This window comes from Vreelandella massiliensis (assembly GCF_900155385.1).
Lineage (GTDB): Bacteria > Pseudomonadota > Gammaproteobacteria > Pseudomonadales > Halomonadaceae > Vreelandella > Vreelandella massiliensis.
This window is the reverse complement of the sequence record NZ_LT699745.1, coordinates 2,015,522-2,042,134: the sequence shown is the minus strand read 5'-3', so window position 1 is coordinate 2,042,134 and position 26,613 is coordinate 2,015,522. Positions and strand designations below refer to the sequence as shown.

25 protein-coding genes are annotated in these 26,613 nt (G+C 58.9%); 12 read left to right on the top strand and 13 right to left on the bottom strand.

From position 1 onward, the window contains the following. The first annotated feature begins 64 nt into the window (after nucleotides 1-64). The 3 genes from rpsU to rpoD all read left to right on the top strand — a co-directional run bounded on the left by rpsU (nucleotide 65) and on the right by rpoD (nucleotide 4,341). Entirely contained in the window at nucleotides 65-280 is a 216-nt protein-coding gene (rpsU, locus tag BQ9846_RS14280) for a 30S ribosomal protein S21 (RefSeq protein WP_075881599.1), read from the top strand. A 93-nt stretch (nucleotides 281-373) separates the two neighbouring features. Then, nucleotides 374-2,230, top strand: a complete 1,857-nt coding sequence (gene dnaG, locus BQ9846_RS14275) for a DNA primase (protein ID WP_075881598.1) — start codon at nucleotides 374-376, stop codon at nucleotides 2,228-2,230. 257 nt (nucleotides 2,231-2,487) lie between these two features. Next, entirely contained in the window at nucleotides 2,488-4,341 is a 1,854-nt protein-coding gene (rpoD, locus tag BQ9846_RS14270) for an RNA polymerase sigma factor RpoD (protein ID WP_075881597.1), read from the top strand. A 101-nt stretch (nucleotides 4,342-4,442) separates the two neighbouring features. On the opposite strand, the gene BQ9846_RS14265 is transcribed toward rpoD, so the two are convergent. Continuing rightward, the gene (locus tag BQ9846_RS14265) at nucleotides 4,443-5,096 is read right to left on the bottom strand and encodes a hypothetical protein (RefSeq protein ID WP_075881769.1); all 654 of its coding nucleotides are present in this window, start codon (nucleotides 5,094-5,096) and stop codon (nucleotides 4,443-4,445) included. 135 nt (nucleotides 5,097-5,231) lie between these two features. Here BQ9846_RS14265 and BQ9846_RS14260 point away from each other — a divergent pair, with 135 nt between their 5' ends. The 4 genes from BQ9846_RS14260 to mtgA all read left to right on the top strand — a co-directional run bounded on the left by BQ9846_RS14260 (nucleotide 5,232) and on the right by mtgA (nucleotide 9,511). Continuing rightward, nucleotides 5,232-6,599 (top strand): L-serine ammonia-lyase, encoded by a 1,368-nt coding sequence (locus BQ9846_RS14260; RefSeq protein WP_075881596.1) that lies wholly within the window; start codon nucleotides 5,232-5,234, stop codon nucleotides 6,597-6,599. Nucleotides 6,600-6,690: 91 nt separating this feature from the next. After that, nucleotides 6,691-7,800 carry an S-(hydroxymethyl)glutathione dehydrogenase/class III alcohol dehydrogenase gene (locus BQ9846_RS14255; protein WP_075881595.1) on the top strand — a complete coding sequence of 370 codons (1,110 nt, stop codon included), beginning with the start codon at nucleotides 6,691-6,693 and terminating at the stop codon, nucleotides 7,798-7,800. 83 nt (nucleotides 7,801-7,883) lie between these two features. Next, complete coding sequence (gene fghA, locus BQ9846_RS14250) at nucleotides 7,884-8,738, top strand: S-formylglutathione hydrolase (RefSeq protein ID WP_075881594.1); 855 nt, start codon at nucleotides 7,884-7,886, stop codon at nucleotides 8,736-8,738. Nucleotides 8,739-8,785: 47 nt separating this feature from the next. Next, nucleotides 8,786-9,511: a monofunctional biosynthetic peptidoglycan transglycosylase gene (mtgA, locus tag BQ9846_RS14245; protein WP_075881593.1), complete on the top strand. Its 726-nt coding sequence runs from the start codon at nucleotides 8,786-8,788 to the stop codon at nucleotides 9,509-9,511. An 11-nt stretch (nucleotides 9,512-9,522) separates the two neighbouring features. Here mtgA and BQ9846_RS14240 read toward each other — a convergent pair whose 3' ends face one another. Together BQ9846_RS14240 and BQ9846_RS14235 are read right to left on the bottom strand one after the other, a co-directional pair. Next, complete coding sequence (locus BQ9846_RS14240) at nucleotides 9,523-10,290, bottom strand: EAL domain-containing protein (protein WP_479694215.1); 768 nt, start codon at nucleotides 10,288-10,290, stop codon at nucleotides 9,523-9,525. 30 nt (nucleotides 10,291-10,320) lie between these two features. Further along, on the bottom strand, nucleotides 10,321-11,196 hold the full coding sequence (locus tag BQ9846_RS14235; RefSeq protein ID WP_075881767.1) for a DMT family transporter: 876 nt from the start codon (nucleotides 11,194-11,196) through the stop codon (nucleotides 10,321-10,323). Between the two features lie 240 nt (nucleotides 11,197-11,436). On the opposite strand from BQ9846_RS14235, the gene BQ9846_RS14230 reads away from it, so the two are divergent. The 3 genes from BQ9846_RS14230 (at nucleotide 11,437) to BQ9846_RS14220 (ending at nucleotide 14,662) form a co-directional block, all read left to right on the top strand. Then, nucleotides 11,437-11,826, top strand: coding sequence for a DUF4168 domain-containing protein (locus tag BQ9846_RS14230; RefSeq protein WP_075881592.1), 390 nt, complete (start codon nucleotides 11,437-11,439; stop codon nucleotides 11,824-11,826). 197 nt (nucleotides 11,827-12,023) lie between these two features. Beyond that, nucleotides 12,024-13,937 (top strand): DUF294 nucleotidyltransferase-like domain-containing protein, encoded by a 1,914-nt coding sequence (locus tag BQ9846_RS14225; protein ID WP_075881591.1) that lies wholly within the window; start codon nucleotides 12,024-12,026, stop codon nucleotides 13,935-13,937. Then, nucleotides 13,937-14,662, top strand: a complete 726-nt coding sequence (locus BQ9846_RS14220; protein ID WP_075881590.1) for a 3'-5' exonuclease — start codon at nucleotides 13,937-13,939, stop codon at nucleotides 14,660-14,662. The genes BQ9846_RS14225 and BQ9846_RS14220 overlap by 1 nt, the downstream gene beginning before the upstream one ends. 78 nt (nucleotides 14,663-14,740) lie before the next feature. On the opposite strand, the gene BQ9846_RS14215 is transcribed toward BQ9846_RS14220, so the two are convergent. From BQ9846_RS14215 to BQ9846_RS14175, 10 genes are all read right to left on the bottom strand, one after another. Beyond that, complete coding sequence (locus BQ9846_RS14215; RefSeq protein ID WP_075881589.1) at nucleotides 14,741-16,414, bottom strand: BCCT family transporter; 1,674 nt, start codon at nucleotides 16,412-16,414, stop codon at nucleotides 14,741-14,743. Nucleotides 16,415-16,501: 87 nt separating this feature from the next. Beyond that, entirely contained in the window at nucleotides 16,502-16,927 is a 426-nt protein-coding gene (locus tag BQ9846_RS14210) for a universal stress protein (protein WP_075881588.1), read from the bottom strand. Nucleotides 16,928-17,023: 96 nt separating this feature from the next. Next, the gene (locus tag BQ9846_RS14205; protein ID WP_075881587.1) at nucleotides 17,024-17,902 is read right to left on the bottom strand and encodes a glycine betaine ABC transporter substrate-binding protein; all 879 of its coding nucleotides are present in this window, start codon (nucleotides 17,900-17,902) and stop codon (nucleotides 17,024-17,026) included. 154 nt (nucleotides 17,903-18,056) lie between these two features. Further along, entirely contained in the window at nucleotides 18,057-18,890 is an 834-nt protein-coding gene (locus BQ9846_RS14200) for an ABC transporter permease (RefSeq protein ID WP_075881586.1), read from the bottom strand. After that, complete coding sequence (locus BQ9846_RS14195) at nucleotides 18,890-20,092, bottom strand: quaternary amine ABC transporter ATP-binding protein (protein WP_075881585.1); 1,203 nt, start codon at nucleotides 20,090-20,092, stop codon at nucleotides 18,890-18,892. Before BQ9846_RS14195 ends, BQ9846_RS14200 begins: the two co-directional genes overlap by 1 nt. Nucleotides 20,093-20,347: 255 nt before the next feature. Then, entirely contained in the window at nucleotides 20,348-21,025 is a 678-nt protein-coding gene (locus tag BQ9846_RS17285; protein WP_422821888.1) for a PQQ-dependent sugar dehydrogenase, read from the bottom strand. A 2-nt stretch (nucleotides 21,026-21,027) separates the two neighbouring features. Further along, a complete protein-coding gene (locus BQ9846_RS17280; protein WP_083651586.1) occupies nucleotides 21,028-21,588 on the bottom strand; it encodes a PQQ-dependent sugar dehydrogenase in 561 nt (186 codons plus the stop codon). Nucleotides 21,589-21,628: 40 nt separating this feature from the next. Next, a complete protein-coding gene (locus tag BQ9846_RS14185; protein ID WP_075881584.1) occupies nucleotides 21,629-22,504 on the bottom strand; it encodes an AEC family transporter in 876 nt (291 codons plus the stop codon). Between the two features lie 64 nt (nucleotides 22,505-22,568). Beyond that, nucleotides 22,569-23,534: a LysR family transcriptional regulator gene (locus tag BQ9846_RS14180; protein WP_075881583.1), complete on the bottom strand. Its 966-nt coding sequence runs from the start codon at nucleotides 23,532-23,534 to the stop codon at nucleotides 22,569-22,571. 66 nt (nucleotides 23,535-23,600) lie between these two features. After that, nucleotides 23,601-24,632, bottom strand: a complete 1,032-nt coding sequence (locus tag BQ9846_RS14175; protein WP_083651585.1) for a LysR family transcriptional regulator — start codon at nucleotides 24,630-24,632, stop codon at nucleotides 23,601-23,603. Nucleotides 24,633-24,741: 109 nt separating this feature from the next. On the opposite strand from BQ9846_RS14175, the gene BQ9846_RS14170 reads away from it, so the two are divergent. Continuing rightward, the gene (locus BQ9846_RS14170) at nucleotides 24,742-25,683 is read left to right on the top strand and encodes a sodium-dependent bicarbonate transport family permease (RefSeq protein ID WP_075881582.1); all 942 of its coding nucleotides are present in this window, start codon (nucleotides 24,742-24,744) and stop codon (nucleotides 25,681-25,683) included. A gap of 83 nt (nucleotides 25,684-25,766) precedes the next feature. Next, on the top strand, nucleotides 25,767-26,609 hold the full coding sequence (locus BQ9846_RS14165) for an alpha/beta fold hydrolase (RefSeq protein ID WP_075881581.1): 843 nt from the start codon (nucleotides 25,767-25,769) through the stop codon (nucleotides 26,607-26,609). The last annotated feature ends 4 nt before the right edge of the window (nucleotides 26,610-26,613 follow it).

Genomic DNA, 26,613 nt, shown 5'->3' with positions numbered 1-26,613 from the left:
GCTCGTGCACAGTCGGTGTACGTGCTATTCGAACTCAAGACTCCTTAAGGTAGGTGAGTGCTTAATGCCTTCTGTAAAAGTACGTGATAACGAGCCGTTTGACGTCGCCCTGCGTCGCTTCAAGCGTTCTTGCGAAAAAGCCGGCGTTCTGTCTGAAGTACGCCGTCGTGAGAATTACGAAAAGCCGACCGCAGAGCGCAAGCGCAAAGCGGCTGCGGCCGTCAAGCGTCACGCGAAAAAGGTTCAGCGTGAGCAAAAGCGCTTCGAACGGCTCTATTGATCCGTACCGGAAGAGCCTGGCTCTTCTAGAAGGATGCCAAGCGGCTGCCCACGGGTAGCCGCTTGTTTTTCGTGTTGGTGAGGCTTTTTTCGTATGGCCGGCCAGATTCCCCAGCGTTTTATCGATGACCTGCTCGGCCGCGTTGACGTGGTTGATGTGGTGGGGGAGCGTGTCCAGCTCAAAAAGGCGGGGCGCAACTATTCGGGCCTTTGCCCTTTTCATCAGGAGAAAACGCCGTCATTTACGGTGAGCGCCGATAAGCAGTTTTACCACTGCTTTGGCTGCGGTGCCCACGGCAATGCGCTGCGCTTTTTGATGGAGTACGACAAGCTGCCCTTTCCGGAAGCGGTTGAGCAGCTAGCCGGCCGCCTGGGGCTGGAGGTGCCGCGGGAAGGCGCGAACGACCCGCGCGAACACGAACGCGAAAAAAAGCGTAAGCAAGGCGTTAACCTCTTAGAGCTAGCGGCAAGCTTCTATCGTGAGAGGCTAATGATGCAGGAGGGGCAATCCGCGAAGCGCTATCTCGCGGATCGCGGTCTGTCGCCGGAAGTGATCAAGACCTACGGCATCGGTTACGCACCGCCGGGCTGGGAAGCGCTCAAGCAGCACCTTGGCGAACGGGGTGTTAGCGAGGCGGTGCAGGTGGAGTATGGCCTTTTGATCCACCGCGAAGACACCGGGCGCAGCTACGATCGTTTTCGCGACCGGGTGATGTTCCCCATTCGCGATTTGCGCGGGCGCACCATTGCCTTTGGCGGGCGGGTGCTGGGCGATGGCAAACCCAAGTACTTAAACTCCCCCGAGACGCCGGTGTTCCATAAAGGTCGCGAGCTCTATGGCCTTTATGAAGCGCGCCAGGCGCCGGAAAAGCTTGAGCAGTTGGTGATGGTGGAAGGCTACATGGACGTGGTGGCGCTTTCGCAGTTTGGCATCCATAACGCGGTGGCGACCCTGGGTACCGCAACGACCGAGGAGCATCTTAAACGGCTGTTTCGTTTGGTCAACCGCGTGGTGTTCTGCTTTGACGGCGACCGCGCCGGGCGCCAGGCCGCAAGCCGCGCATTGGAGACGGCGCTGCCGCAGATGATCGATGGCCGCGAGGCGCGCTTTCTGTTTCTGCCCGAGGGCGATGACCCCGATGACCTGGTGCGCCGGGAAGGGGCGCAAGCGTTCAAGGATCGCGTCACCTGCGCCATGCCGCTGTCGGAGTTTCTGTTTGAGCAGGCAGGCCAGGGGCGCGACTTACACAGCGTCGAGGGGCGCGAGCGTTTTGCCAGCCACGTATTGGCGGCCTTGCAGAACGTGCCGGAAGGGATGCTCAAATCGCTGCTGCTGGAAGAGCTGGCAAAACGCAGCGGCTTGCGAGAAACGCAGCTTGAAGCCCTGTTAGAGAAGCGCACCGCCAAGGCGTCCGCTGGGGCGAATGCGAACGTGTCGGAGGCGGCCAAAACGCAGCCGCAGGCGAGTGAGCAAGCGCCACATGCGCCTATGTCGGCATCAGCGGGAGGCGATGGGTCGCGTCGCCTTGGTGCGCTCTCGCCGGTGGCGCGGGTGCTGCAGTTGCTGCTCCACGAGCCGCGCTTGGTCGACGCCGTGGAAACGCCGCTGGATTGGCTGCCGGATAGCGCCGATGGCACGTTGTGCCGAGAGTTGGTTGCGCTACTCAAAGCTGGGCGTTATCGCAGCTCGCGAGTGCTGTTGGCGCACTTTCAGGGCAGCCAGCAGGGGCAGACGCTGGCGGCGCTTGCCAAGCGTGAGCTTTTGATCCCTCGGGCCGCCCGGGAGGAGGAGCTGAAAGGCTTGATAGCCCACTTGCGCGAGGTGCAGCGCAAGCGCTCGCCAGAGCAGGAGTACGAGGCGTTGATCGCCCAGGAGCGCGCGGGGCAAAAGCTCAACGGTGAGCAGCGCGCGCGCCTGGCCCGGTTGGTGGTGGAGCTCGCCCAACGCTGACAAGTCGGCGCTATTGAAAGCAAGCCGGCGTGCCCTTTAACGGGGTGCTCGGGGGTTGAATTTTGGCCACTAACCTCAAGATAAAGGGTCAGCCACCAAGCGCTGGCCGAACCGAACAAACTAACACACCTGAATGACCGCGCAAATACGCCAAGCTGGAAAATAACCCACTGCTAACGCTATACTGTTCGGCTTGTTGAGCGTCAAACGTTCAGCGCTTCAGGTGCTTCATTCTTCTTCGTCGAGATAGGGTTTCTATGGCTGGAAATGCGCAGCAGCAGTCACGTCTGAAGGAGTTGATCGCGCGGGGCAAGGAGCAAGGCTTCCTTACCTACGCTGAGGTCAACGACCATCTACCCGAGGATATCGCCGATCCGGATCAAGTAGAAGACATCATCGGCATGATCAACGACATGGGCATTAGCGTCGTTGAAGAAGCGCCCGATGAAGATACCTTGATGATGTCGGATCACTCTACCGATGAGTCCGCCGCCGAAGAAGCGGTGGCGGCACTCGCCGCGGTGGAAAGCGATGTGGGGCGCACCACCGACCCCGTGCGCATGTACATGCGCGAAATGGGCACCGTCGAGCTTCTGACCCGCGAAGGCGAGATCGAAATCGCCAAGCGCATCGAAGAGGGCACCCGCGAGGTGATGTCGGCGCTGGCGTATCTGCCGGGCGCGGTAAACTCTATTCTTGAGGCCTACGACGCCACCCAAGACGAAGAGGCGCCAGGGCGTTTATCGGATTTGTTCTCCGGGTTTATCGACCCGGACGAAGGGATCCCGGGCGTTGCCGAAGCCGAGCCGGAAGAGCCTGTGGCCGAGACGGAGCTTGACGAGGATGGCGACGTCGACGCCGACGACGAGGACGAAGAAGACTCTAGCGCCAACGAGGGCGGCCCCGACCCGGAAGAGGCGCGCGCGCGTTTCGAGCAGATCCGCGAGCAGAATGCCGCGGTAGACGCCGCGTTCGAAAAATACGGACGCGGAAGCCCCGAGCTGAAGGCGGAGCAAGCGCGTCTCGCTGAACTCTTCTCGCCGATTAAGCTGGTACCCAAGCACTTCGAGCGTTTGGTTGGCCAGATTCGTATCAGCGTTGAGCAGGTGCGCGCGCAAGAGAAGGCGATCATGCAGCTGTGCGTGAAAAAAGCCAAGGTGCCGCGTAAAACCTTCATCAAGGCGTTCCCCGGCAATGAGTCGCGCAAAGCGTGGCTGGATGAGTTCCAGGAGAGCTTTCCTAAGTACGCCGATCGCTTGGAGCCGCTACGCGCCGATATTGCCCGTTCGCAGCGTAAAATCGCCTTCGAAGAGGATATGGTGCAGCTTAGCGTCGGTGAGCTAAAAGAGGTGAACCGCAAGCTCTCCATTGGCGAAGCCAAAGCCCGCCGCGCCAAGAAGGAGATGGTCGAGGCGAACCTGCGCTTGGTTATCTCGATCGCTAAGAAGTACACCAACCGTGGCCTGCAGTTCTTGGACCTGATTCAGGAAGGCAACATCGGCTTGATGAAAGCCGTGGACAAGTTTGAGTACCGTCGCGGCTACAAATTCTCCACCTACGCGACCTGGTGGATCCGTCAGGCAATCACCCGCTCCATCGCCGACCAAGCACGCACGATCCGTATTCCGGTGCACATGATCGAGACGATCAACAAGCTCAACCGCGTCTCGCGTCAAATGCTGCAGGAGATGGGCCGTGAGCCGACGCCGGAAGAGCTGGGCGAGCGCCTGGAAATGCCCGAGGACAAAGTGCGCAAGGTGCTCAAGATCGCCAAAGAGCCGATCTCCATGGAGACGCCGATCGGGGATGATGATGACTCGCACCTGGGGGATTTCATCGAAGACAGCACGATGCTGCTACCGATCGACATGGCCACCGGCGAAGGCTTGATCGAAGCCACGCGCAACGTGCTAGGGGGGCTCACCGCCCGCGAGGCGAAAGTACTGCGGATGCGCTTTGGTATCGATATGAATACCGATCACACGCTGGAAGAAGTCGGCAAGCAGTTTGACGTCACCCGCGAGCGGATTCGCCAGATCGAGGCGAAAGCGCTGCGCAAACTGCGTCATCCCAGCCGCTCGGAGCCGCTGCGCTCGTTTTTAGACGAGTAGCGTTAAACGAGGCGTTAAAAACGCCCAGACGCAAAAAGCCCCTGTCGGTAAGCCCATACCGCAGGGGCTTTTTTGTAGCAGTGCGTACCGTGTCGAAGCGGTTAAGTCTCGGCGTTGCGTGCATGATAAATGCGTCGGGTAAGGAGCAGTAGCTCGACCAGCGCGATCAATATAATGGCGTAGCCCAAAAGCTCGATGACCTCTTCGGCCATGCTTTTAACATCACGCATATAGCTCTCCTGCATGACGGTTTGCCAGAACGTCTGACGCCCGTAGAGGCGAGAGAATATATAGGTGGTGAGTATACCCGCGATGAATAAACCCAGCGAGAGGGTATTACTGTAGTGGGCAAATTCGGCGAGAAAACGGCGCCGCTGGATGACCACCCACGCGATGGAGGGGATAACCACCAGGGATACCAGCACTTTCCACGTGTGCTCGGCTACATAAGTATCGAGAAAACGGTCTTGCTCGCGTATCAGAGAGGCGGCGATAAAGGCCAGCAGCAGCAGCGTCACGTTGGGCCATACACGTAGCACATGGCGGACATATAGCAGCAATAAACACCCGGTGGCGAGCGCCAAGGTCTGGGTAAACTCGGTAAAGCCCAGCTCCGAAAAGCGCACGGCGGGTAAGTACTGCGCCTCCCAGTAAGCCCCCTGCGCGATCAGGCCTATGATGAAGGTGTAGAGAACGGTGCGGATAAAAAGAGAGCGAATGGCAATTGGCCAAGCGGGGTCGGTGGGGTGTTTCATGGCATCCTTGACGAGCATAACGACACGCAAAAGCCTTAGAGCTTGCGCGATAAAGTGAAAGCATGCGTGCGTGAATGTTCAGTATATCGTCACTGTTTTATGTTCGCACGCGAATAAAAACGCGAAGGGGGAGTTATGGCGATTAGCGTCTTTGATTTGTTTCGTATCGGGATCGGGCCGTCAAGCTCGCACACCGTTGGGCCCATGCGGGCAGCGCGCGACTTTGTGCTGTCGTTGGGAGATGCGCCGGTCACGGCGATTAAGGTGACGCTACGCGGCTCGCTCGCTGCCACCGGAAAAGGCCACGGCACCGACCGCGCCGTGGTCATGGGGTTGATGGGCGAAACCCCCGAAGCACTCAACCCCGACGACATTGACGTGCGTTTGCAGGCGCTTGAGCGTGGTGCACCGCTTGAGCTCCCCCATGGCCAAACCGTGGCGTTTTCGATGGGCGAGCACATTGCCTGGGACGATAACTGCTTGGCGTTTCACCCCAACGCGCTGCAGCTTGTGGCATTGAATGGCGAGCAAGAGGTGGCGCGTAATACCTACTACTCGCTCGGTGGCGGGTTCTATATCGATCAGGCGCAGGCACAGGCGGGCGATATCGGGGAAGATACCACGCCGCTTCCTTACCCGTTTGACAGCGCCGCTGAGTTGCTGGCGAGGTGCAACACCCACGGACTGAGCATTAGCCAGTTGATGCTTGAGAACGAAAAAGCCTGGCGCGACGAGACCGACATCCGCCAAGGGCTTCTCACTCTGTGGGCGGCGATGCGCGACAGCATCAATAATGGCCTGCACGCTCGCGGCCATTTACCTGGCGGGCTTGGTGTGCGTCGCCGTGCTCATGAGCTGCATCAGCGGCTTTTACACCCGGCCGACAACGAGCGAGTGATCGTTTCGACATTCTCCGCGATGGACTGGGTCAACCTCTTTGCCCTGGCGGTGAACGAAGAGAACGCCGCCGGGCGGCGGATGGTCACGGCGCCGACCAACGGCGCGGCGGGCATTGTGCCGGCGGTGCTGGCGTATTACCTGAAGTTCGAACCGGATGCCAGCGATGACGATGTGGTGGATTTTTTACTCACAGCGGGAGCGATCGGCATTTTATGTAAGAAAAACGCGTCGATTTCCGGCGCGGAAGTTGGCTGCCAGGGGGAGGTCGGCTCGGCGTGCGCCATGGCCGCCGCCGGGCTTGCTCAAGTCTTGGGGGGAGTGCCTGCGCAGGTCGAGAACGCCGCTGAAATTGGCCTGGAACACAATCTGGGCCTTACCTGCGATCCGGTGGGCGGGCTGGTTCAGGTGCCGTGTATCGAGCGCAATGCGATTGCCTCGGTGAAAGCAATTAATGCCGCGCGTATGGCGCTCAATGGCGATGGCGAACACTTTGTCTCACTGGATAAGGTGATTCGCACCATGCGCGATACCGGCCGCGACATGCAGGATAAGTACAAAGAGACCTCAAAAGGGGGGCTTGCGGTGAACGCCATCGAGTGTTGATGTATCACTTTTGTACGCATCTGGTTTATCCCGCTGCCCTGACTGGCCTACACTAGCGCTAGCCATTCCCTAATGACGAGAGGAGAGAAAGATGAAGTCACGCGCAGCCGTCGCACTGGAGGCCGGAAAGCCGCTTGAAATCACCGAGATTGACGTGGAAGGCCCCAAGGCGGGCGAAGTCTTGGTCAAGATGGCGGCCACCAGCGTCTGCCACACCGACGCCTATACGCTTTCGGGAGCCGACCCGGAAGGCAACTTCCCCGCCGTGCTGGGTCACGAAGGCGCCGGTGTGGTGCAGGAGGTGGGCGAGGGCGTCGCCAGCGTGAAGCCGGGTGATCACGTTATCCCGCTCTACACGGCCGAGTGCGGTAAGTGTAAGTTCTGTCTGTCGGGCAAAACCAACCTCTGCGGTGCCGTGCGCGCGACCCAGGGCAAAGGTGTCATGCCCGATGGTACCTCGCGTTTTTCACTCGAGGGCAAGATGCTCCACCACTACATGGGCACCTCGACCTTTAGCGAGTACACCGTGCTGCCGGAGGTCTCGCTCGCCGTGGTCTCGAAAGAGGCGCCGATGGATAAAATTTGCCTGCTTGGCTGCGGGGTAACCACCGGCATCGGTGCGGTGCTCAATACCGCCAAGGTGGAGCCGGGCGCGACGGTGGCGGTATTTGGCCTCGGCGCGATTGGTTTGGCGGTGATTCAAGGGGCAATGATGGCCAAGGCCTCGCGGATTATCGCCATCGACGTCAACCCCGATAAATTCGAGTTGGCCAAGCAGTTTGGCGCCACCGACTTTGTAAACCCCAAGGAGTACAGCGACCCCATCCAGCAAGTGATCGTGGACTTAACCGATGGCGGCGTGGATTACTCCTTTGAGTGTATCGGCAACGTCAACGTGATGCGCTCGGCGCTTGAGTGCTGCCATAAAGGGTGGGGCGAATCGATCATTATCGGCGTTGCCGGCGCCGGCGAGGAGATCTCGACGCGCCCCTTCCAGTTGGTGACTGGGCGTGTCTGGAAGGGGTCCGCTTTTGGCGGCGTGAAAGGGCGTACCGAGCTGCCCGGCTACGTCGAGCAGTATATGAACGGCGAAATCAATATCGATGACTTCATCACCCACGACATGCCGTTTGCGAAAATCAACGAAGCGTTCGACCTGCTCCACGCGGGCAAGAGCATCCGCACGGTGCTGCACTACTAAGCCGCCGTTTTGCCTTTGTTTCGTCTGATTTGTTGACTGATTTTTCGCTTTTATAATATAAGCCCGTTACCAGGAGCCCGCCTATGAGCATGAGTGAAACGTTAGAACTGGTCTCGGCCAACCGCAGTTTTGGCGGTTGGCATAAGCGCTACCGCCACTACTCGCGGGCGCTAGATTGCGACATGATTTTCGCCGTGTATTTACCGCCGCAAGCGGAGAGTGAGCGCGTGCCGCTGCTCTGGTGGCTCTCCGGGTTGACCTGCAACGATGAAAACTTCATGCAAAAAGCCGGTGCCCACCGGATGGCAGCACAGCTTGGCGTGGCGATTGTCTGCCCCGACACCAGCCCGCGTGGCACTGAGCTTCCCGGTGAGCACGATAGCTATGATCTGGGCTCGGGGGCTGGATTTTACGTCAACGCCACGCAGGCGCCCTGGAAGCCGCACTACCGCATGTACGATTACATCATCGAAGAGCTGCCCTCGGTGGTGCGCCAGCACTTCCCGGTTAACGGCCGCGAATCGATTAGTGGGCACTCCATGGGCGGTCACGGCGCGCTAATTCTAGCGCTGCGCCATCCGGGGCGCTTCCGCTCGGTGTCGGCCTTTGCGCCTATCGTCAATCCCATGGAGAGCCCCTGGGGGCAGAAAGCCTTTGGCGCCTACCTGGGTGACGATATTTCGCGCTGGCGCCAGTACGATGCCTGCGAGCTCGTGGCCAACGGCGCTTCGCGCCAGCGGCTATTCATCGACCAGGGCGACGCTGATCAGTTTTTGGACGAGCAGCTCAAGCCAGAGCGTTTAGAAGCCGTGTGCGAAGCGCACGATCACCCGCTGACGCTGCGTCGCCAGCCCGGGTATGACCATAGCTACTTCTTTATCGCTTCGTTTATCGAGGAGCATTTGCGCTACCACGCCGAGCATTTGTATAAGCGCTAGGGCGCATGAACGCCTATTCGTAGAGGGTTTTGGACGAAGGAGTACCCATGGTGAAACGAACGCTGCGCCGAGTAGTAAGCGGGCTATGGCGCTGGCTCTGGCGTGGCGTTTTGGCGTTTATGCTTCTCTCGGTGGTCTTGGTGCTGCTGTTTCGCGTGGTGCCGCCGCCGGGGTCGATGGTGATGGTCGAGCGCAAAGTGCAAAGCTGGCTGGCGAGCGAGCCGATCGACCTGCGCCGCGATTGGCGTGCTTGGGAGGATATGGCCGCAGTGGCCAAGCTGGCGGTGATCGCGGCGGAAGATCAGCGTTTTCCCGATCACCACGGCGTTGATTTGGTCGAGCTGAAGCGGGCAATCGAGCGCAAACTCGCCGGTGGGCGCCTGCGCGGCGCGAGTACGCTAAGCCAGCAAACGGCCAAAAACGTATTTCTCTGGAGTGGGCGCAGCTGGGTGCGCAAAGGCGTGGAGTTCTGGTTTACGCTGCTGATCGAAATAGCCTGGGATAAGCAGCGTATCCTTGAAGTGTATTTGAACGTGGCCGAGTGGGATGCCGGCGTGTTTGGCCTGGAAGCCGCGGCCCAGCACTATTTTGGGGTCTCGGCGAGCGCGCTTACCGAACGCCAGGCAAGCCTGTTGGCCGCGATTCTCCCCAGCCCGCTAACGCGCAGTGCGTCAAAGCCGAGTGCTGAAGTTGAAAAGCGCAGCCAGTGGATTCGCCAGCAAATGCGCAATTTAGGCGGCATCCACTATTTGGAGCGTATTTCCACGCCTTAAGGCGTGGCGCTTTAATCGTAAAGCGCGTCATCAATCTCGGCCAATGCTTCCAAGTGGGGGCGGGCAAAGTAAAAGCCTTGCTGAACCGGCAGCCCCATGGCGAGCAAACAGCGCGACTCTTCCCGGGTTTCCACCCCTTCGGCCACCAGCTTGATGTTGAGCTGCTCGGCAAGCGTGACCACGCTTTTTAAAATGGCTTGCCGGCGGGTATCGCTATTGCAGCCCATGACCAGTTCGCGGTCGATTTTCAGCGTATCGGGGTGAAGGTCGGTGAGCAGATCAAGATTCGCGTAGCCGTTACCAAAATCGTCCAGAGACGTGGTGAATCCCATCGCCCGATAGCTATCGATAATCACGCGCATGTGGTCGCGATTTTTCACCTTTTCGGTTTCGGTAATCTCAAAGTTGAGCCGCTCAATCGGCCAGCCGACCCGCTTTGATGTTTCCAGGGTCGATTGGATACACGCCTCGGGCTCATACACCGCATTGGGCAGAAAGTTGATCGAAAGCCGCTCCTGCATGCCGAGTTCGCTGGCAAGCTCAATCGCTTTAATGCGGCACTGCTGGTCAAAGCGGTACATCAAGTCATCGGTGACTCGGGCCAAAATGCTGCCGGCGGACTCCCCGTTCGGGCCGCGCACCAGCGCTTCGTAGTAGACGATGCGCCGCTTGGCGACATCCACAATGGGTTGAAACGCCATCGTAAACGCAAACGGCACAGCGCTATCGCAGCGGTTGCAGTGGCCGTTGACCCGCGCGCAGTGATGGTTCGTTGACATATTCATAGAAGCCCTAAGTTACCCATAATATTATGCTTTAGCGCTATTTTGCGCTGTCTTGACGACCAATACCACGCCAAAAATCGCAATGGCCATCCCCAGAAGACCCAACCAGGGTAGGCGCTCGTCGAAGAGCCACCAAGCCTGTAGCGCGGTGACTGGCGGCACTAAGTAAAACAGGCTAGCCACTCGCGACGCCTCACCCTTTTTGATCAGTGCCATGAGTAACAAAATAGCGGATATAGACAAAATCAGCACGAGCCAGGCCAGCGTCAGCATAAAGGTGGGCGTCCAGTCGACCTCGCGTGTCTCAAACAGCAAGGCACCGCACCCCAGCAGTAGCGCGGCCGCGATGTACTGAATGGCCGTCCCCGGCAGAAGCGGCATACGGGTACAGAAGCGCTTTTGGTAGAGCGTGCCGATGGAAATCCCCAGCAGTGCGGCGGTAACGCTAAATAGCGCGCCAAGGCCAAAACCATCAAAGAGCGACTCGCTTGGGTCGAGTTTACTACCCAGTACCAGACTTATGCCCAATAGCCCTAATACCAGGCCTAGCCATTGCCGTTTGGTGAGTGTCTCTCCCAATAGCGGCCCCGCGCAGGCGGCGGTTAAAAGCGGTTGTAGCCCGACCAATAGAGACGCCAGCCCCGCCGGCATGCCCAAGTAGATGCCGTAAAAAACGCCGCCTAAATAAGTGCCGTGGACCAAGCAGCCCGTGACCGCGATATGCCCCCAGAGCGCGGGGGAGGTCGGCCAGGACGCGCGCAGCATGATAATAAGCGGAACCAGCAGCACGAGCGTGCAGATAAAGCGAATAAATAGGAACGTGAACGGTTCCGCATAGGGCAGGCCGAATTTTGCGCCGATAAAGCCCGTGCTCCAGAGCAGCACAAACAGCACGGGCATCGCCGCAAGCCCCAGTTCACCGGGAGTGGCATTGCGCAGTGTGGCGGTTAGGCGGGAAAGCGAAGAGGTCGCCATATAGGGTCCTTTGTTTTCTACGTTCTAATGTTTACAATGTGTTACTTAAAAGATGGAACCTGCGCTGAATACCGCCATCAGATATTCTGCACACCCAACGCACTGTCTCGATTTCTCACTGACTGAGATTTCAACAACCGAGATTTCAACAACCGAGAGGTACTTATGCAACGTTTAACGGCTCTGTTTTCCGCGGCACTGCTAGCGACTGGCCTGATGGCAACCACAGCTCATGCACAGCAGTCCCAGGAGCCTGCACAAGACTCAATGACCTCCCAGCAAGCACCGGCACAAGACTTCTCCGATGATCAGCTGCAGCAGTTCGCCGATGCCTCGCAGGAGATCGCGGTTGTCTCTCAAGAGTACACCGAGCGCCTGCAAGCGGCCGAAGGTGAGCAAGCGCAACAAGAAGTGCGTTCCGAAGCCAATGACGAAATGATCCAGATTGTGGAAGATAGCGGCCTTGATGTCGAAACCTTCAATGCCATTGGTCAAGCGATCCAGCAAGACCCTGAAATGATGCAGCGTGTTCAGGAAATGGCAAAGCAGTCGTAACACCCGTTACGGCGATGACGGCTAAGGCAGTCTGCCAGATTTCGTCTTAAGAGCAATCCCGTCAGCGCGCGGCTAGTCCGCCTCAAAGCCCGGCCCTTCATGGGTGCCGGGCTTTTTGCTGGGCGCGCTTTACGTTTGCAGTCAGGCCTTCCAAACTGAGCGGTATGATGCGAATGGTCCCTTTATGAGGAGAACGCATGGACGTTGAACTGCTTGAAATTCGCCAGCACATGAGCCAGTTTCCGCCGTTTGATGCACTGTCGGACGAGCTGCTGGACGCCATTGCCGAGAACGTTGAGGTGCGTTACTTCAAAACCGGTAGCGACATTTTGTACCTAAACGAGCGCGTCGAAGATCTCTACTACATCCGCAGCGGTGCCGTTGAGGTGTACCGCCGCCAGGGCGATCTCTACAACCGGCTAGGCGAAGGCGATATTTTTGGCCACTTCAGCTTGCTGCGTAATCATCGGGTGCGCTTTCCCGCCAAAGCGATTGAAGACACGCTGATCTACTTTATCCCCGACGCCATCTTTCAGCGCCTGTGCGAAGAGGACGACCACTTTGCCGACTTCGTCGAACTGGAAAGGCCGCGGCTAGAGAGCATTGCCGAAGAGCAGAAAAAATCCAATGACATGATGGTGACGCGGATACGCAAGCTGCTCACGCGCTACCCCGTCATGGTGGACGTTACCACGAGCGTGCAAGCGGCTGCCCAGCAGATGACCGACGCGCAGGCATCCGCCCTGTTAGTGCTAAAGCAAGGCGCCGATGAACCCCGCTACAGCTTTAAGGACAGCGAGGGCGAGTCGTGGCAGATGTGCGGGATCATGACCGATAGCGATTTTCGCACCGCGGTCGTGGCGAAAGGCCTTGACCCTTCAACGCCGATTGAGAAAGTGATTTCTCACCGGCTGATCACCGTGCAGTCGGATGTATCGATCTACGAAGCGATGCTGATCATGCTGCGCAACAACGTGCATCATCTGCCCGTGCTCTATCGCCAGCGCCCGGTTGGGGTGGTGCATCTCTCAGATATTATCCGTTACGAAACCCACAGCGGGTTGTACCTGGTCAGCAATATCTTCAATCAGGCAAGCGTTGAGGGGCTTGCACGCCTAGCGCCCGACGTACGCGCCGCCTTTGTGCGCATGGTGCAGGAGGGCGCCAATTCGCAAATGGTGGGCAGTGCGCTCTCCACCATCGGGCGCAGTTTCACGCGGCGTTTGCTAGAGCTTGCCGAGGAGTCGCTTGGGCCGCCGCCGGTGCCGTACTGTTATATGGTCAACGGCTCGATGGCGCGCAATGAGCAAACCATCGTCACCGATCAGGACAACGCCCTTGTTCTTTCAGACGCGTTCGACCCCGAGCAGCACGATGAATACTTTTACCAACTGGCCAAATTTGTCAGCGACGGCTTGGATGCCTGCGGTTACACCTACTGCAAAGGCGATGTGATGGCGACCAATACCCAGTGGCGTCAGCCGCTCAAGGTATGGAAGGGCTACTTTCACGACTGGATGGCGAACCCCACGCCGGAGAAGCTGCTGCATAGCTCGATTTTCTTCGATCTCGACAGCGCCTACGGTGAGGATGTCTACATAGAGGAGCTCCAGGATCTTATCGCGACCCAGGCGCCTAAATCGCCGCTGTTTCTTGCCGCCATGGCGCGTAATGCGCTCAACCGCACGCCGCCGCTTGGGGTATTCCGCACCTTTGTGATGGAGAAAGATGGCAAGCAGAACAACTCCATCAATCTGAAACGGCGCGGCACAGCTCCCATGGTCGACCTCATCCGCGTTCATGCGCTTGCCTGCGGTGCCAAAGCACAAAACTCTTTCGAACGTCTACAAGCCATCAATAACACCCAGCTACTGGCCAGCGGTGTCGGTGATAAGCTGAGCTACGCGCTTGAGTTTTTATGCCTGTCGCGCATTCGCCACCAGATGATTGATCTGCAAGAGGAGCGCACACCGGATAACAACATCGAGCCCGAAAACGTCGAGAGCCAAGAGCGCCACGGGCTGAAAGATGCTTTCCAGGTGCTGAGCAATGCGCAGAAGTTCCTCAAGTTCCGCTATCCGGTGCCGGCGAGCCGGCAGGGGCAGCGCTAATGAATGGTATTCGGCCAAGAAAAAAAGTCACCCAGGCGGACTGGAGCGCCTACATGCAGGCGCGTGCGGCACGCGCCCATGATGCCGCGATCGCCCGCTTTTTTGCCACACCGCTGCCCGAGCCCGATACGCCCATTCGCGATGTGCCAATGGCCGCGCTGGATATGGAGACGACGGGCCTGGATGAGCGCCGCCACGCGATTTTGAGTATCGGGGTGGTGCCGTTTACGCTCAATCGCATCAGGCTTGCTGAACGGCGCTACTGGGTGGTGAAACCGCCGCGCCCGCTGTCGGCCTCCTCCGTGGCGTATCACCATATTACTCACTCAGAAATTGCCCATGCCCCGGATTTGAATGACATCCTAGAGCCCCTTCTGGAAGCGCTTGCGGGGCGCGTGGTGGTGGTCCACTTTCGCAACATCGAGCGGCCATTTTTGGATGCCGCGGTAAAGGCGAGACGCGGGGAGGGGGTGATGTTTCCGGTGATCGATACGATGTCGCTGGAGGCGCGCTTGCACCGTCAGTCGCTTTGGTCGCGCTTTCGCCGCTGGTTGGGGCGCCCGCCAGTCTCGATCCGTTTAAACGCCAGCCGGGATCGGTATGGCCTCCCCCTTTATCAAGGCCACCATGCGTTAGTCGATGCGCTGGCGACCGCCGAGCTACTGCAGGCGCAAATAGCGACAAACTACGACGAAAAAACACCCCTGCGCGCGCTTTGGTGTTAATAAAACGCATGCAGGCACAAAAAAGGGCAGCCCGAAGGCTGCCCTTTGTCGTTGCATGTAGTCATGCGGGATTGAAGGTTACGCTTTGCCCACGCGAGGCTCGCTCATCAATCCTTTGACGATGGCGTAGCAGCCCACCAACAACACCAGGGTGAAGGGAAGGCCGGTTGTCAGCGCCGCCGTTTGCAGCGCGGCGAGACCGCCACCTAGCAGCAGGGCGATGGCGAGCGCGCCCTCGATCAGCGCCCAGAAGATACGCTGAGGTTTAGGCGCATCGACCTTGCCGCCGGCGGTGATAGAGTCGATCACCAGCGAACCGGAGTCCGATGAGGTCACGAAGAACACAATGACCAAGACAATGCCAACAAAGGAGGTGATGGCCGTCAACGGCAGGTGCTCCAGCATCGTGAAGAGCTGCAGCTCAAGCGCGGCATCCTGCACCTCGGTGATGCCTTGGTTGATGACCTGGTCAATCGCGGTGGTGCCGAAGGCGGTCATCCATATCACCGAACCCAGGGTGGGAACCACCAGTACGGCGATCAAAAATTCGCGCACGCTGCGGCCACGGCTAACGCGGGCAATAAACATGCCGACGAACGGCGACCATGCGATCCACCAGGCCCAATAAAAGGCGGTCCAGCCCTGCGAAAAGTTAGCATCTTCGCGCCCGAACGGCATGGAGAGTGCCGGCAGGTTGATCACATAGCCAATAAGGTTCTCGACCACACCGGTGGCGATCATCAGCGTTGGCCCCACCAGGATCACGAAAAGCATCAACAGCAGCGCCAGTGCCATGTTGAGCTGCGAGAGGCGCTGCACGCCTTTATCCACACCCAACATGATCGAACCCAGCGCGACCACGGTGATACCGAGAATCAGCAGGATCAAGGTGGCGTTGGTGTCGGGAATGCCGAACAGGTAGTTGAGACCCGCCGACGCCTGAGTCGCGCCTAGCCCCAGCGAGGTGGTTAGGCCAAACAGCGTGGCGAATACGGCCAGTATATCGATGACATGTCCCGGCCAGCCCCAAACGCGCTCACCCAGGATGGGGTAAAAGATGGAGCGCATGGTGAGCGGCAGGCCCTTATTAAAGGCGAAGATCGCCAGTGACAGGCCGACAATGGCGTAGGCGCCCCAAGGGTGAAGCCCCCAGTGGAAGATAGTGGCGGCCATGCTCAACGAGACGGCGCCCGCCTGGTCGCCTTCGGCGGCCCCCAACGGTGCCCAGTCGGTGCGTATGCCATCTTCACCGACGCTGATACCGCCCATGGCGGTGCCGTAGTGGCCCAGCGGCTCGGAGACGCCATAAAACATAAGGCCGATGCCCATGCCCGCGGCGAATAGCATCGCAAACCAGCCCAGATAGCCAAAGTCCGGTGTGGCATTGGCGCCACCGATGCGTACTTTACCCAATGGCGTAAAGATCAGCACTAAAGCGAGAATAACAAAGACATTGGCACCCAGCAGAAACACCCAGCCAAGCTTGGTGGTCAAAAAGCTGAACATGCTGTTGAAGATCGGCTCCATCTGCGCCTGCATGGCTAGCGTGAGAATCACGAACAGCAGGATGACGATGGAGGAGAACATGAAGACCTTGCCGTGCAGGTCCACGTTGATCCCCATGGGCGAGGCGGTGATGTTGTCCTGACCGATAACATAATCGGTATCAATCAGGTTGGCGGCCCCTTCAGGCGCCGGAATACCCTCTGACGCTGGCGCGTCGTCCTCGGGCTTCTGTGTGTTTTTCTCCACGAGACTTCTCCGTAGCGATACGTTTACGTTGCCTTCGTTAGCGCAAAGGTGATGCGAAAGCGTGCGCCGTTAAATGCGAGTCGCAAATCACTGTTCTTGCGGTCTTACCAAAAAGACAGAGACATCTGTGTGGGTGGCCACTTTGCCGCCGTGGGAGGGGATGACGGCATCGAGCTTTTTGGGGAGGTGAGTGGCCATGATGATTAAGTCGACGTTGAGTTCCTCAATGGCATCAATGAGGATGTCGTCCAGGTCGGCGACCGGGTCCGTTGAGCTATATACTTTGGCTTTGACGGGTTGCCCGTGCACGTCATGGCGTTTTTGCGCGAACGCATCGAGCTTTTGCTCGTACTCATCCGGGGTGCGCGCCACGCTATTGGGCGTGTTGGAGGTGACGCCAACGTAGGTGATTTTGGCGTCGTAGTGTTTGGCCATATCGGCGACAACATCGAGAGATGGCTCTAGCACTTCGATATGCGCCAGATCAATCGGCACCATAATGTGCTTAAACATGCGAAAACTCCTCAGCTGTTTTAGGTAGGTCATCCTTACCTGAGACGGCCACGCCCCTATGGGGTGGTGGCCGCTTAACAGAACGATGAAGGGGTTTTACGATTCGCCGTTGATCCACTCTTTGACGATATCCGGGTTATTTTCTACCCACTGCTTGGCGTTTTCGTAAGGGTCTGAACCCTCTTCTTGGTTGAGTAGCTGTACCTGACCCATCTGCTCGGGCGTCCACTCAAAGGCATCCAGAATGGCGTAAGCACCAGGCATATCGTCTTCCAGACCTTCGCGCGCAAAGGTATGAATCTGCTCGGCACCGCCTAAAATATTCTTGGGGTCGTCGAGGTATTTCAGATCAAAGCGGGCGAATTTCCAGTGCGGCGTCCAGCCGGTAACAACAATGTTCTCTTCGTTCTGGATCGCATTGGCGAGCGCTGCCGTCATCGTCGCGCCACTGCCGCTGCGCAAGTCGTAATCTAAGTCATAGGCCTCAATCACCTCTTCGGTAAGCCCCATGAGGCCCGCACCCGGGTCGATACCGATGATCTCACCGTTGAAGCTCTCGACGTGTTCGTTAAGCTCCGGGATAGAGTCAACTTCAGAGTAAGCGGGAACAACGAGGCCAAGCTTTGTGCCGTCTAGGTTAACACCGAGATCGACCATTTGATCGCCAAGGCGCTCGTTGTAGTTCTCATGAGTCGTTGGCAGCCATGCGGTGGTCATGGCATCGGCGTCCCCGGTGGCAACGGCCTGCCACATAGCCGCAGCGGAGAGCGATTTGGTCTCGACTTCATACCCCTCTTGCTCTAGCACAGCGCGCATAACGTTAGTCGATGCAACTGCATCCGACCACTCAACGTATGCCAGAGTGATAGGGCCGTGATTATCTGCTTGGGCAGCGCTGCCGGCCGCTAAGCCAGCACCGGCAATAAGGGAAAGCGAGGCGAGGCGAACAGAGTGATTGAGTGCATGCTTCTTCATTCAGCGATCCTTCTTTGGGTTGAAAATCGTATGTTATGCAACATAACACTGAGGTCAGTCGGTTAAAGCTGATTTACGGAATACGGCTTAACTTAGCATGGTTGTGAAAAAGCCCCTGATCAAGGGGCCTTCTCAACGGGGCGCTCAACGAGGCTTATTTCGCCCGCGAGCGGCGTAGTGATTGCGTTAACCGGTCGAGCAGCATGGCCAGAATCACCACGGCGATACCGGCCTCGAAACCGTCGCCGGGGCGCAGGCGCTGGATAGCACGCCACACTTCGCTACCCAGGCCATCGGCACCGATCATCGCCGCGATCACCACCATCGACAGCGCCAGCATAATCGTCTGGTTGACACCCGCCATGACGGTTGGCAGCGATAGCGGCAGCTGAACCTTGACGAGTTTTTGCCCGCGCGTGGCGCCATAGGCGTCAGCGGCTTCAATCAGCTCGACCGGCACCTGGCGAATCCCCAGGGTGGTAAAGCGAATCGCCGGCGGCATGGAGAAAATCACCGTGGCGAAGATCGCCGAGACGGAGCCGATACCGAAAAACGGAATCGCCGGGATCAGGTACACGAAGGCGGGCATGGTCTGCATGAAATCGAGAACCGGCATGATGCCGCGATAAAGCCGCTCCGAGAGCGCGGCGGCGATCCCCACGGGAAGCGCGATCACCACGGCCACAAGCGTGGCGATCACCACCAGGGTGAGCGTCTCGATCATGGGCAGCCAAAGCCCGAGGTTCCAGATCAGCGCAAGCCCGGCTACCGCGCCAATCGCGAGGCGAATAGAGGCAGCGCGCCAGCACAAAAGCGCGATAATGGCCATCAATGCCCACTCGGGCAGCCACATCAGCGCCTCGTTTAACGCTTCAATACCGCTCTCCGTCACGCGTGAAATACCGCGCGTGACCACCGAGTATTCACTGGTAAGCCAGTTCAAGCCGCCTTCGATCCAGGCGCCTAAGGGGATGCTTGCAATTTCCATTATTGATCTCCTGCGCGTGCCAGTTCGTCTAAAACAGCGCCTTTAACGACAACGCCAAGCAGCCGCTGCTCTTCATCGACCACGGCAATGGGGAAGCTTTTCTCGCTAAACATCGCGAACAGGTTATGCAGCGGCTCATCTGGCGCCACGCGACGAAAATCTTGGGTGAGGTAGTCGGTAATGCTCTCCGCGCCGGCTTCGATCGCCTGGCTGGCGGCATCGACTTCCAAAAGCCCCATCAGCTTGCGGTCGCGATCGGTGACGTAGATGGAGTCGATACTGTTATCGCGCATTTTACGCAGCGCCGTGCGCGGGCCGTCAGTGTCGCGTGCGGTGGAGCGCACCTTGCGCATGGCGCTCTCGGCGGTGAGGATGCGCGACATATCCACGCCTTCGATAAAGCGGCGCACGTACTCATCGGCCGGCTTGGTGAGGATCTCTTCGGGCGTGCCGATCTGAACGATCTCCCCGTCTTTCAACAGCACGATACGGTCGCCAATGCTCAGCGCTTCGTCCAGGTCGTGGGTGATAAAGACGGTGGTTTTTTTCATGCGGGTTTGAAGCTGTAACAGCTCTTGCTGCATGTCCTTGCGGATCAAGGGGTCGAGTGCCGAGAAGGCCTCGTCCATCAGCAAGACGCTGGCATCGTTGGCCAGGGCACGCGCAAGCCCCACACGCTGCTGCATCCCGCCGGAGAGCTGATTGGGGTAGGCGTCTTCCCAGCCATCTAGCCCTACTTGCTTGAGGGCATCATGGGCGACTTTTTGCCGCTCCGCCTTATCGACACCGCGAATTTCCAAGCCAAATTCAGCGTTTTGCTGCACCGTGCGGTGAGGGAAGAGGGCAAAGTTTTGAAACACCATCGAGAAGTGGCGCCGTCGGCACTCTAACAGCGCTTTTTCACTCAGGTCGGGAATGTTCTCGCCATCAATGACGATCTCGCCTTCGGTGGTGTCGATGAGGCGATTGAGGCAGCGTATCAGGGTCGACTTGCCCGAACCCGATAGCCCCATGATCACGAGCAGCTCACCTTCGTAGACATCGAAATTGATATTGGAAAGGCCTAGTGTTTGGCCGGTTTTTTCCAAGATTTCCGGGCGTTTAAGGCCTTGATCGCGTAACTCAAGCGCTTTTTTGGGCTGTTTGCCAAACACTTTGCTTAAGCCGCGCACCTTGATTTTGACGTTGCGTGTCTCGTCCATCGGCTATGCCTTTGATTAAGAGAAAAGTCGCCATGCCCGGGGATCGGTCGCCAATAGCCAACGCTAACCTGACGCAAGGCTAGCGCTGCGTTATTACTCAACCATAAATAAAAGGGCATGAAATCAGATAGAAATATTATGAGTGATTATACATAAGTAGTGACAAACTTCCACAGAGGCCCCTTCCACAGAGGCCCAAAAGGGGCCGTCTGCGGTGGGAACGACACTATGCGCGATTGCGCGTGGGGATGGCGTTTACTCGGTTTGGGGGATTAAACGGTAGAGCGCGCCTTGTGCTTCATCGGTCAGCAGGTAAATAGCCCCCTCCGGGGATTGGTTGACGGCGCGAATACGCCCAAGCTGCCCTTGAAGCAACACTTCCTCCTGCGTCACTTCTTGATCATTGAGGGTTAGGCGAATGAGCGTTTCGCTGGCAAGCCCGCCGGCGAGCAGGTCTCCCTGCCAGGCGGCGAAATCACTGCTTGCCACTTCGGTCAAGCCGGAGGGCGCGAAGCGGCCCGCGAAGACGTAAACCGGGTCGACCATCCCCGGCAGTGAGTCTGCGCCGATGGGCTCGTTGGTGGCGTAGTCGTTGCCCAGGCTGACTTTCGGCCAGCCATAGTTCTCGCCTGCCTGCAGGTAGTTGAGTTCATCGCCGGTACGCGGGCCGTGTTCTGAGGCCCAGGGCTCGCCGTTGTCGCGCACGGTCAGGCCCTGAATGTTGCGGTTACCCAGGGTGTAAATCTCATCGAGTGTATTGGCGTCATCGACGAATGGGTTGTCGTGGGGAACGCCGCCGGTGGCGGTGAGGCGTAGGGTGGCGCCGGCATGGTCGTCGCGGGCCTGCGCGCGGCTGATCCGCGGAGCGTCGCGGAGGGTGAGTGAGTCAGCGGTATAAGTTTGCTGATGGGGGGGGGAAGTGTCGGACCACACTTTTAGACATAAAAAGGGGTGTAAAAGAGACAGCCAATGCTCATGAGCAGCGTGTCGTCGGGTAGCCAGGCGATGCGCGAGCCGTAATGGCGGCCGGGGGCTGAGGCGAGGTTCTGTTCAAACACAAGTTCAACATCGTGAAGGGCATCGTTTTGCCACTTCGCCCGCGATAGCGCCGTGCGGCTGCGGTTGCCGTCGGGCTTACTCCAGGTGAAGTAGACCCAATCATGCCCGCCGCCTTCTTCGCCGAAGCGCGGGTGTAGCGAGACGTCCAGTAACCCGCCTTGACCGTGGGTACTGACATCGGGAATCCCGGATAGCGTACGTTTCTCACCGTTTCTCTCCACCAGCAGTAGCGCGCCGCTGCGTTCGCTGACGAGGTAGCGCCCATCAGGCAGAAACGCCACCGCCCAGGGATGGTGGAGGTCGTGCGCCACGCGTTGGATGTGAAACGTCAGGTGATCGCTTTCAATGGTGGCGATCGGGTCACTGGCGTGGGCATGGAGGGGGAGCAGTAGCGCGGCTGTGATGAAGCAAGGGGTGGTCAAAGCACGGGGCAACATGGTGGTCTCCTGTCGGCGATAGCGTGCTCTTCAGCCTAGCTCACATTAAAAGCGCCAGCAGTACGGGGAGATAGAGCAGTGCCAACAGGGTCGAGCAAAAGACCAAGCTCGCCACGTAAGCGGGTTCGCGGCCGGATTTTTGGGCGAAAAGGTAGTTGAAAACCGCCACCGGCATGCTCATTTGCAGCACTAAAATGCTCTGCGCCATCGGCGGCAGGCCGAGCGCTTGGCCAATCAACCAAGCGGCGGCCGCGGCCAGGGGAATGCGCACCATGCTGAAAGCAACGCCCGAGCGCAGGCTTTTCACCTGAATGCTGGCAAGCGATACGCCGAGGGTGATCAGCATCAGCGGTACGGTGAAGCCCGACATCAAATCCACGCTGTTGGCGAGCCACAGGGGCAGCGAGGTATCGGTGAGCAGCAGCGCCATGGCGATGACGATGGCGTAGACGGTGGGCGTTTTGGCCAGGGCTTTCAGCGGGTTGCCACGGCTTGCCAAAATAGTGCCCAGCGTGAACTGAAACAGCGAGACCGTCACCATGATGGTGATGCCGTAGGCGAAACCGGCGCTGCCGAAGGCGTAGAGCACCACGGGCAAGCCCATGTTGCCGGTGTTGGGGTACATCATCGGCGCCAGCAGTACCCGCCAGTCGTGGCGCAGTAGCTTGGCCACCACAAAGGTCGCTGCGGCCATACTGATAATCACCAGCGCGGTGGCGAGCATGGTGCGGCCAAAGGTGCTGGCGTCGATCTCGGCGCCACTCAGCGAGGCGAGCACCAGCGCGGGCGTGCCGATATTGAACACCAGGCGGGTGATAAAATCGACCGGATACGCATGGCCCATCCGAACCCAGGTGAAGCCTAATCCCGCCCCCGCCAGCACGGGCGCCATCACGGCGAAGAGTTCAGCAAGCACGGCGCCTCCTTAGGCGGGCAATGGGGAAGAAATCGATGCAAAGCGCGCTATTCTGAGCAATGCCCTAGTGATGATGCAACATTGCCCCCGCCGCGCTCTGCGCGCTAGGTGCCGCGGTGGTGGTGCAAAAACCGTTTTGCCACTCAGGGGGCGCGGCGTCGCGCAGCAGGTTCAGCAGCGCCGAGACTTTACGTGGCTGATAGCCGTAGGCGTAGACCAGCGTGATCGGTAGCGCGTCCGGCTGCCACTCAGGCAAGCAGCGCACCAACTCACCCGGGTGCGCGGCTTCGCGCTGTGCCGCGAGCCAATCAGGCATCAGGCCAATCCCCCGACCGCGCGCGATCGCATCGGCGTGCAGCGCCAGCTGATTGACGCGGTAACGCGTCGGCGGCGGCGAGAAGTGGTAACTGCCGTACTCGCGGTGGTGGAATTCAAGCCCCGCCTGGGTATCGCCGAGTAGATCGATCCAGTGGTGCTGCACCAGCTCGCGCGGGTGGTTCGGGGCGGGTTGCTGGGCGAGGTAGCGGGGCGCCGCGTAAAGGTGGCGGGCCAGCCAGCCCAAGCGCTCTTGGCGCAGCGGTGAATCGGGCACATCGCCTAGCCAGAGTGTCACCTGATGGGCACTGGGGGCCGTGGGCGGTGCGTCGCAGGTGCGCAGGGTCACCGAAATACCGGGGTGGTCATCCATAAAACGGTACACCAAGCGCCCCAGCCAGCCGCGCACTAGGCCGCTGTGGGTGTGGACTTCCAGCTCGCCGCTGACCTCATGGCGCAGGGTATCCAGCGCGCTCTGGCTCTGCTCCGCTAGGCTTAGCATCTGTTGGCAGTAACGGTGAAAGAGTTCACCCGCCTCGGTGGGGATCAAGCGATTCGCCTGGCGGCGTAGTAGCGGCTGCCCAAGGCGCTGCTCAAGCTGAGAGATACGCCGGCTCAACGTGGATTTGGCCACGTTGAGCTCGCGGGCGCTTTGGGTCAGGCTGGCGGTTTGCATCACGGTGTGGAATGCCAGGAGTTCGTCGCTATCGTGCATAGGGGAGTCACCCTTCCAGAGAACGCCCCTATAGTATGCCAGCTAACGATTTAATAAAAAAAGTTCTTATTTATAACCTTGGAGGGGCGCGCGAATCGGTGGCGTATCTGCTGACGTTGTCTTCAGGACTGACTTCGTCCAGGGTGAAGGGCGAGGCCTAAACAGGGTCGCCAATTCGTTGCACACAAAGCGTGGCTCAATCCACTCTTCTAGGTGATCCCGGGTGTACTGCAAAAAGCGCTGCGCCGGCTGCGGCAGGCGACGATCGTTACGCACGATAAGCTGCCAGTGGCTTTCGATCGGCAAATCCTTGACCTTGAGTACCGCAAGTTCGGGATGCTCCTTGGGGAGGACGTGCTCCGAAAGAATCGCCACGCCCATCTGCGCCCCCACCGCTACCCTGATCGCCTCGTTGCTGGCCATTTGCAGCGTCGAGCGCATCGCCAAGCCGTGCTCCTGTAGCCAGCCTTCCAATAGCATGCGCGTCGCGGAGCCCGGCTCGCGTAGCAGCAAACGCTCACTAAGCAGCTGCTCCATCAACAGCTCGTCCGGCGCCTGCGCCAGCGGGTGCGCGGTGGAGGCGATCGCCACCAGCGGGTTACGCATGAAGCGGGCGGCCACGGCGTGGTCGAGAGACGGCGGGTGGCTAAACACGTAAATATCGTCGTCCTGGCGCTCAAAGCGGGTGAGCACCTGACGGCGGTTGCCGATGTTCACCGTCACATCCACGTCAGGGAAGGCGAGGCTAAAAGGCCCTAGCAGGCGGGGTAGTACGTACTGGGCGGTATTCACCAGCGCAATACTGAAGCGCCCTTTGCTGCCTTGCTGCAGCGCGCCTAGTTGATCGGCGAAATCCTCGAAGCGACCGAGGACGTCACGGCTGGCCTGATAGAGGGCCTGGCCGGTATCGGTCATCCGGAGTTCCGCGGTGTGATGCTCCAGAAGCGGCCCGCCCACCGCCTCGCTTAGCCGCTTGAGCTGTTGCGATACAGTAGGTTGCGTTAGGTGAAGTTGCCGGGCCGCTTCGCTGATGGAGCCGCAGCGAATCACGGTGACATAGACCTGCAGCAGCCGGAAGGTGAGGTGGCGGATATTCATGCGCATGACTCTATATAGAAAATCATCTATGGTAAATAACCAATATATTATTGGTCGACTAAGATTACGGTGGGCAGAATTCCGACCCAAATCAACGGGGAGTGATGTTATGCCAGATATTGTGGTGATGTTTTTCCTGCTCGGCCTAGTGGCCGGTGCGGTAAAGTCCGACCTAGAAGTGCCCAAAGCCACCTACGACACCTTGAGCCTGCTGCTGATGTTGACCATCGGCTTGAAAGGCGGCATGGCGCTTTACGGCAATTTGCACTGGGGGCTGGTGCCGGAGCTTGCTGGCGTAGCACTCCTGTCGGCGCTGATTCCGCTAATGCTCACCCCCGTGTTGCGTCGCATGGTGCGCCTATCCGCGGCTGACAGCGCAAGTATCGGGGCGCACTACGGCTCGGTGAGCGCGGGCACCTTCGCCGTTGCGCTGGCTTACGTCGAGGCGCGCAACCTAATGGTGGGCAGCGAAGTGACGCTGTATCTGGTGGCGATGGAGCTGCCCGCGATCATGGTCGCTATCGCGCTGTTTCGCCGCCATCAGGGGGCCGAAGTCAACGAGAGCGTTAGCAAACTCTGGCACGAAACCCTGACCAATCGCGGCGTGATCCTGCTCGGGGGCGGTGTGTTGATCGGCGCGTTTTACGGGCCTGCCCAGGGCGAGGATGTCACCAACCTGTTCACCAATGCCTTCAAGGCGGTGCTGGCGCTCTTCTTGCTGGAAATGGGCCTGACCGCCGCGCAAACGCTGCGCCCCCTGCCGTGGCACCACTGGCGCCTGCTGACCTTTGCCATCGTGACGCCGCCCTTGCTGTCGATGCTGGGTATCATGATGGGCGTGGCGCTGGGCCTTCCCACCGGCTCGGTGGTGATTCTCGCCGCCCTGACCGCCAGTGCCTCTTATATCGCCGCCCCCGCCGCGATGCGCGCGAGTATCCCGCAAGCCAATATTGGCTTGGCGATGCTGGCCTCACTCGGGGTGACGTTTCCGCTCAACGTCATCATCGGTATTCCGGTTTATCACGCTGTGATAGAGGCCATCGTGGGGTAGTGCGCCAGCTCATCATCAACAACTGCTGTTGACTCAACTACGCTGAAAGACGAGGCAGTGTATATCCCTTGTCAGGAGGCACGATGAAGAGTTCTTGTGACAGTTCTTGTGAGAATGTTGATGAGAGTGCTTATATTCGGCGGCGTAACAACGTAACGGTGAGGGGGCAAGGCGAGCGCACCTTGATGCTGGCGCACGGCTTTGGCTGCGATCAAAAGATGTGGCGCTTTCTGATTCCCCGACTTGAGCGCCACTACACTCTGGTGCTCTTCGACTATGTAGGCTCGGGCAATTCCGATACGTCCGCCTTCGACGTGGAGCGTTATGCCCGCTTGGAAGGTTACGCCCAGGATATTCTCGACATTTGCGAGGCGCTGTCCCTTAAGGATGTCACGCTGATCGGCCACTCTGTCAGCAGCATCATTGGGTTGATCGCTTGCGAGACTGCGCCCGAGCGCTTCAGCCGCCTAGTGATGATTGCGCCTTCGCCCTCTTTTCAGAATCACCCGCCGGATTACTACGGCGGGTTTGAGCAGGAAGACCTGCAGGACCTGCTGGATCTGATGGACATGAATTACATCGACTGGGCCAACTACCTCGCTCCCTTGGTGATGGACAAGCAAAATGGCGACACCTTGGTGAACGAACTCTCGGACAGTTTCTGTTCGATCGACCCGGTGGCGGCAAAGACCTTTGCCCAGGCGACCTTTACCGCCGATTATCGCCATATTCTGCCCGATACCCCTTGTCCGACGCTGATCGTCCAGAGTAAGCACGACGCCCTAGCGCCGCAGCACATCGGTCACTACATGCACGACGTCATGCCCCAGAGTACCTTGCTTATGATCGACACCGTCGGCCACTGTCCGCATATGTCCCATCCGCGTCAGGTACTCGACGCTGTTCTCGACTTTCTGCCGCAATAGCCAA

Coding starts and splice junctions, on each gene's coding strand:
- rpsU (WP_075881599.1), top strand. CDS start 65: ATGCCTTCTGTAAAAGTACGTGATAACGAGCCGTTTGACGTCGCCCTG.
- dnaG (WP_075881598.1), top strand. CDS start 374: ATGGCCGGCCAGATTCCCCAGCGTTTTATCGATGACCTGCTCGGCCGC.
- rpoD (WP_075881597.1), top strand. CDS start 2,488: ATGGCTGGAAATGCGCAGCAGCAGTCACGTCTGAAGGAGTTGATCGCG.
- BQ9846_RS14265 (WP_075881769.1), bottom strand. CDS start 5,096: ATGAAACACCCCACCGACCCCGCTTGGCCAATTGCCATTCGCTCTCTT.
- BQ9846_RS14260 (WP_075881596.1), top strand. CDS start 5,232: ATGGCGATTAGCGTCTTTGATTTGTTTCGTATCGGGATCGGGCCGTCA.
- BQ9846_RS14255 (WP_075881595.1), top strand. CDS start 6,691: ATGAAGTCACGCGCAGCCGTCGCACTGGAGGCCGGAAAGCCGCTTGAA.
- fghA (WP_075881594.1), top strand. CDS start 7,884: ATGAGCATGAGTGAAACGTTAGAACTGGTCTCGGCCAACCGCAGTTTT.
- mtgA (WP_075881593.1), top strand. CDS start 8,786: ATGGTGAAACGAACGCTGCGCCGAGTAGTAAGCGGGCTATGGCGCTGG.
- BQ9846_RS14240 (WP_479694215.1), bottom strand. CDS start 10,290: ATGTCAACGAACCATCACTGCGCGCGGGTCAACGGCCACTGCAACCGC.
- BQ9846_RS14235 (WP_075881767.1), bottom strand. CDS start 11,196: ATGCCCGTGCTGTTTGTGCTGCTCTGGAGCACGGGCTTTATCGGCGCA.
- BQ9846_RS14230 (WP_075881592.1), top strand. CDS start 11,437: ATGCAACGTTTAACGGCTCTGTTTTCCGCGGCACTGCTAGCGACTGGC.
- BQ9846_RS14225 (WP_075881591.1), top strand. CDS start 12,024: ATGGACGTTGAACTGCTTGAAATTCGCCAGCACATGAGCCAGTTTCCG.
- BQ9846_RS14220 (WP_075881590.1), top strand. CDS start 13,937: ATGAATGGTATTCGGCCAAGAAAAAAAGTCACCCAGGCGGACTGGAGC.
- BQ9846_RS14210 (WP_075881588.1), bottom strand. CDS start 16,927: ATGTTTAAGCACATTATGGTGCCGATTGATCTGGCGCATATCGAAGTG.
- BQ9846_RS14205 (WP_075881587.1), bottom strand. CDS start 17,902: ATGAAGAAGCATGCACTCAATCACTCTGTTCGCCTCGCCTCGCTTTCC.
- BQ9846_RS14200 (WP_075881586.1), bottom strand. CDS start 18,890: ATGGAAATTGCAAGCATCCCCTTAGGCGCCTGGATCGAAGGCGGCTTG.
- BQ9846_RS14195 (WP_075881585.1), bottom strand. CDS start 20,092: ATGGACGAGACACGCAACGTCAAAATCAAGGTGCGCGGCTTAAGCAAA.
- BQ9846_RS17280 (WP_083651586.1), bottom strand. CDS start 21,588: ATGTTGCCCCGTGCTTTGACCACCCCTTGCTTCATCACAGCCGCGCTA.
- BQ9846_RS14180 (WP_075881583.1), bottom strand. CDS start 23,534: ATGCACGATAGCGACGAACTCCTGGCATTCCACACCGTGATGCAAACC.
- BQ9846_RS14175 (WP_083651585.1), bottom strand. CDS start 24,632: ATGAATATCCGCCACCTCACCTTCCGGCTGCTGCAGGTCTATGTCACC.
- BQ9846_RS14170 (WP_075881582.1), top strand. CDS start 24,742: ATGCCAGATATTGTGGTGATGTTTTTCCTGCTCGGCCTAGTGGCCGGT.
- BQ9846_RS14165 (WP_075881581.1), top strand. CDS start 25,767: ATGAAGAGTTCTTGTGACAGTTCTTGTGAGAATGTTGATGAGAGTGCT.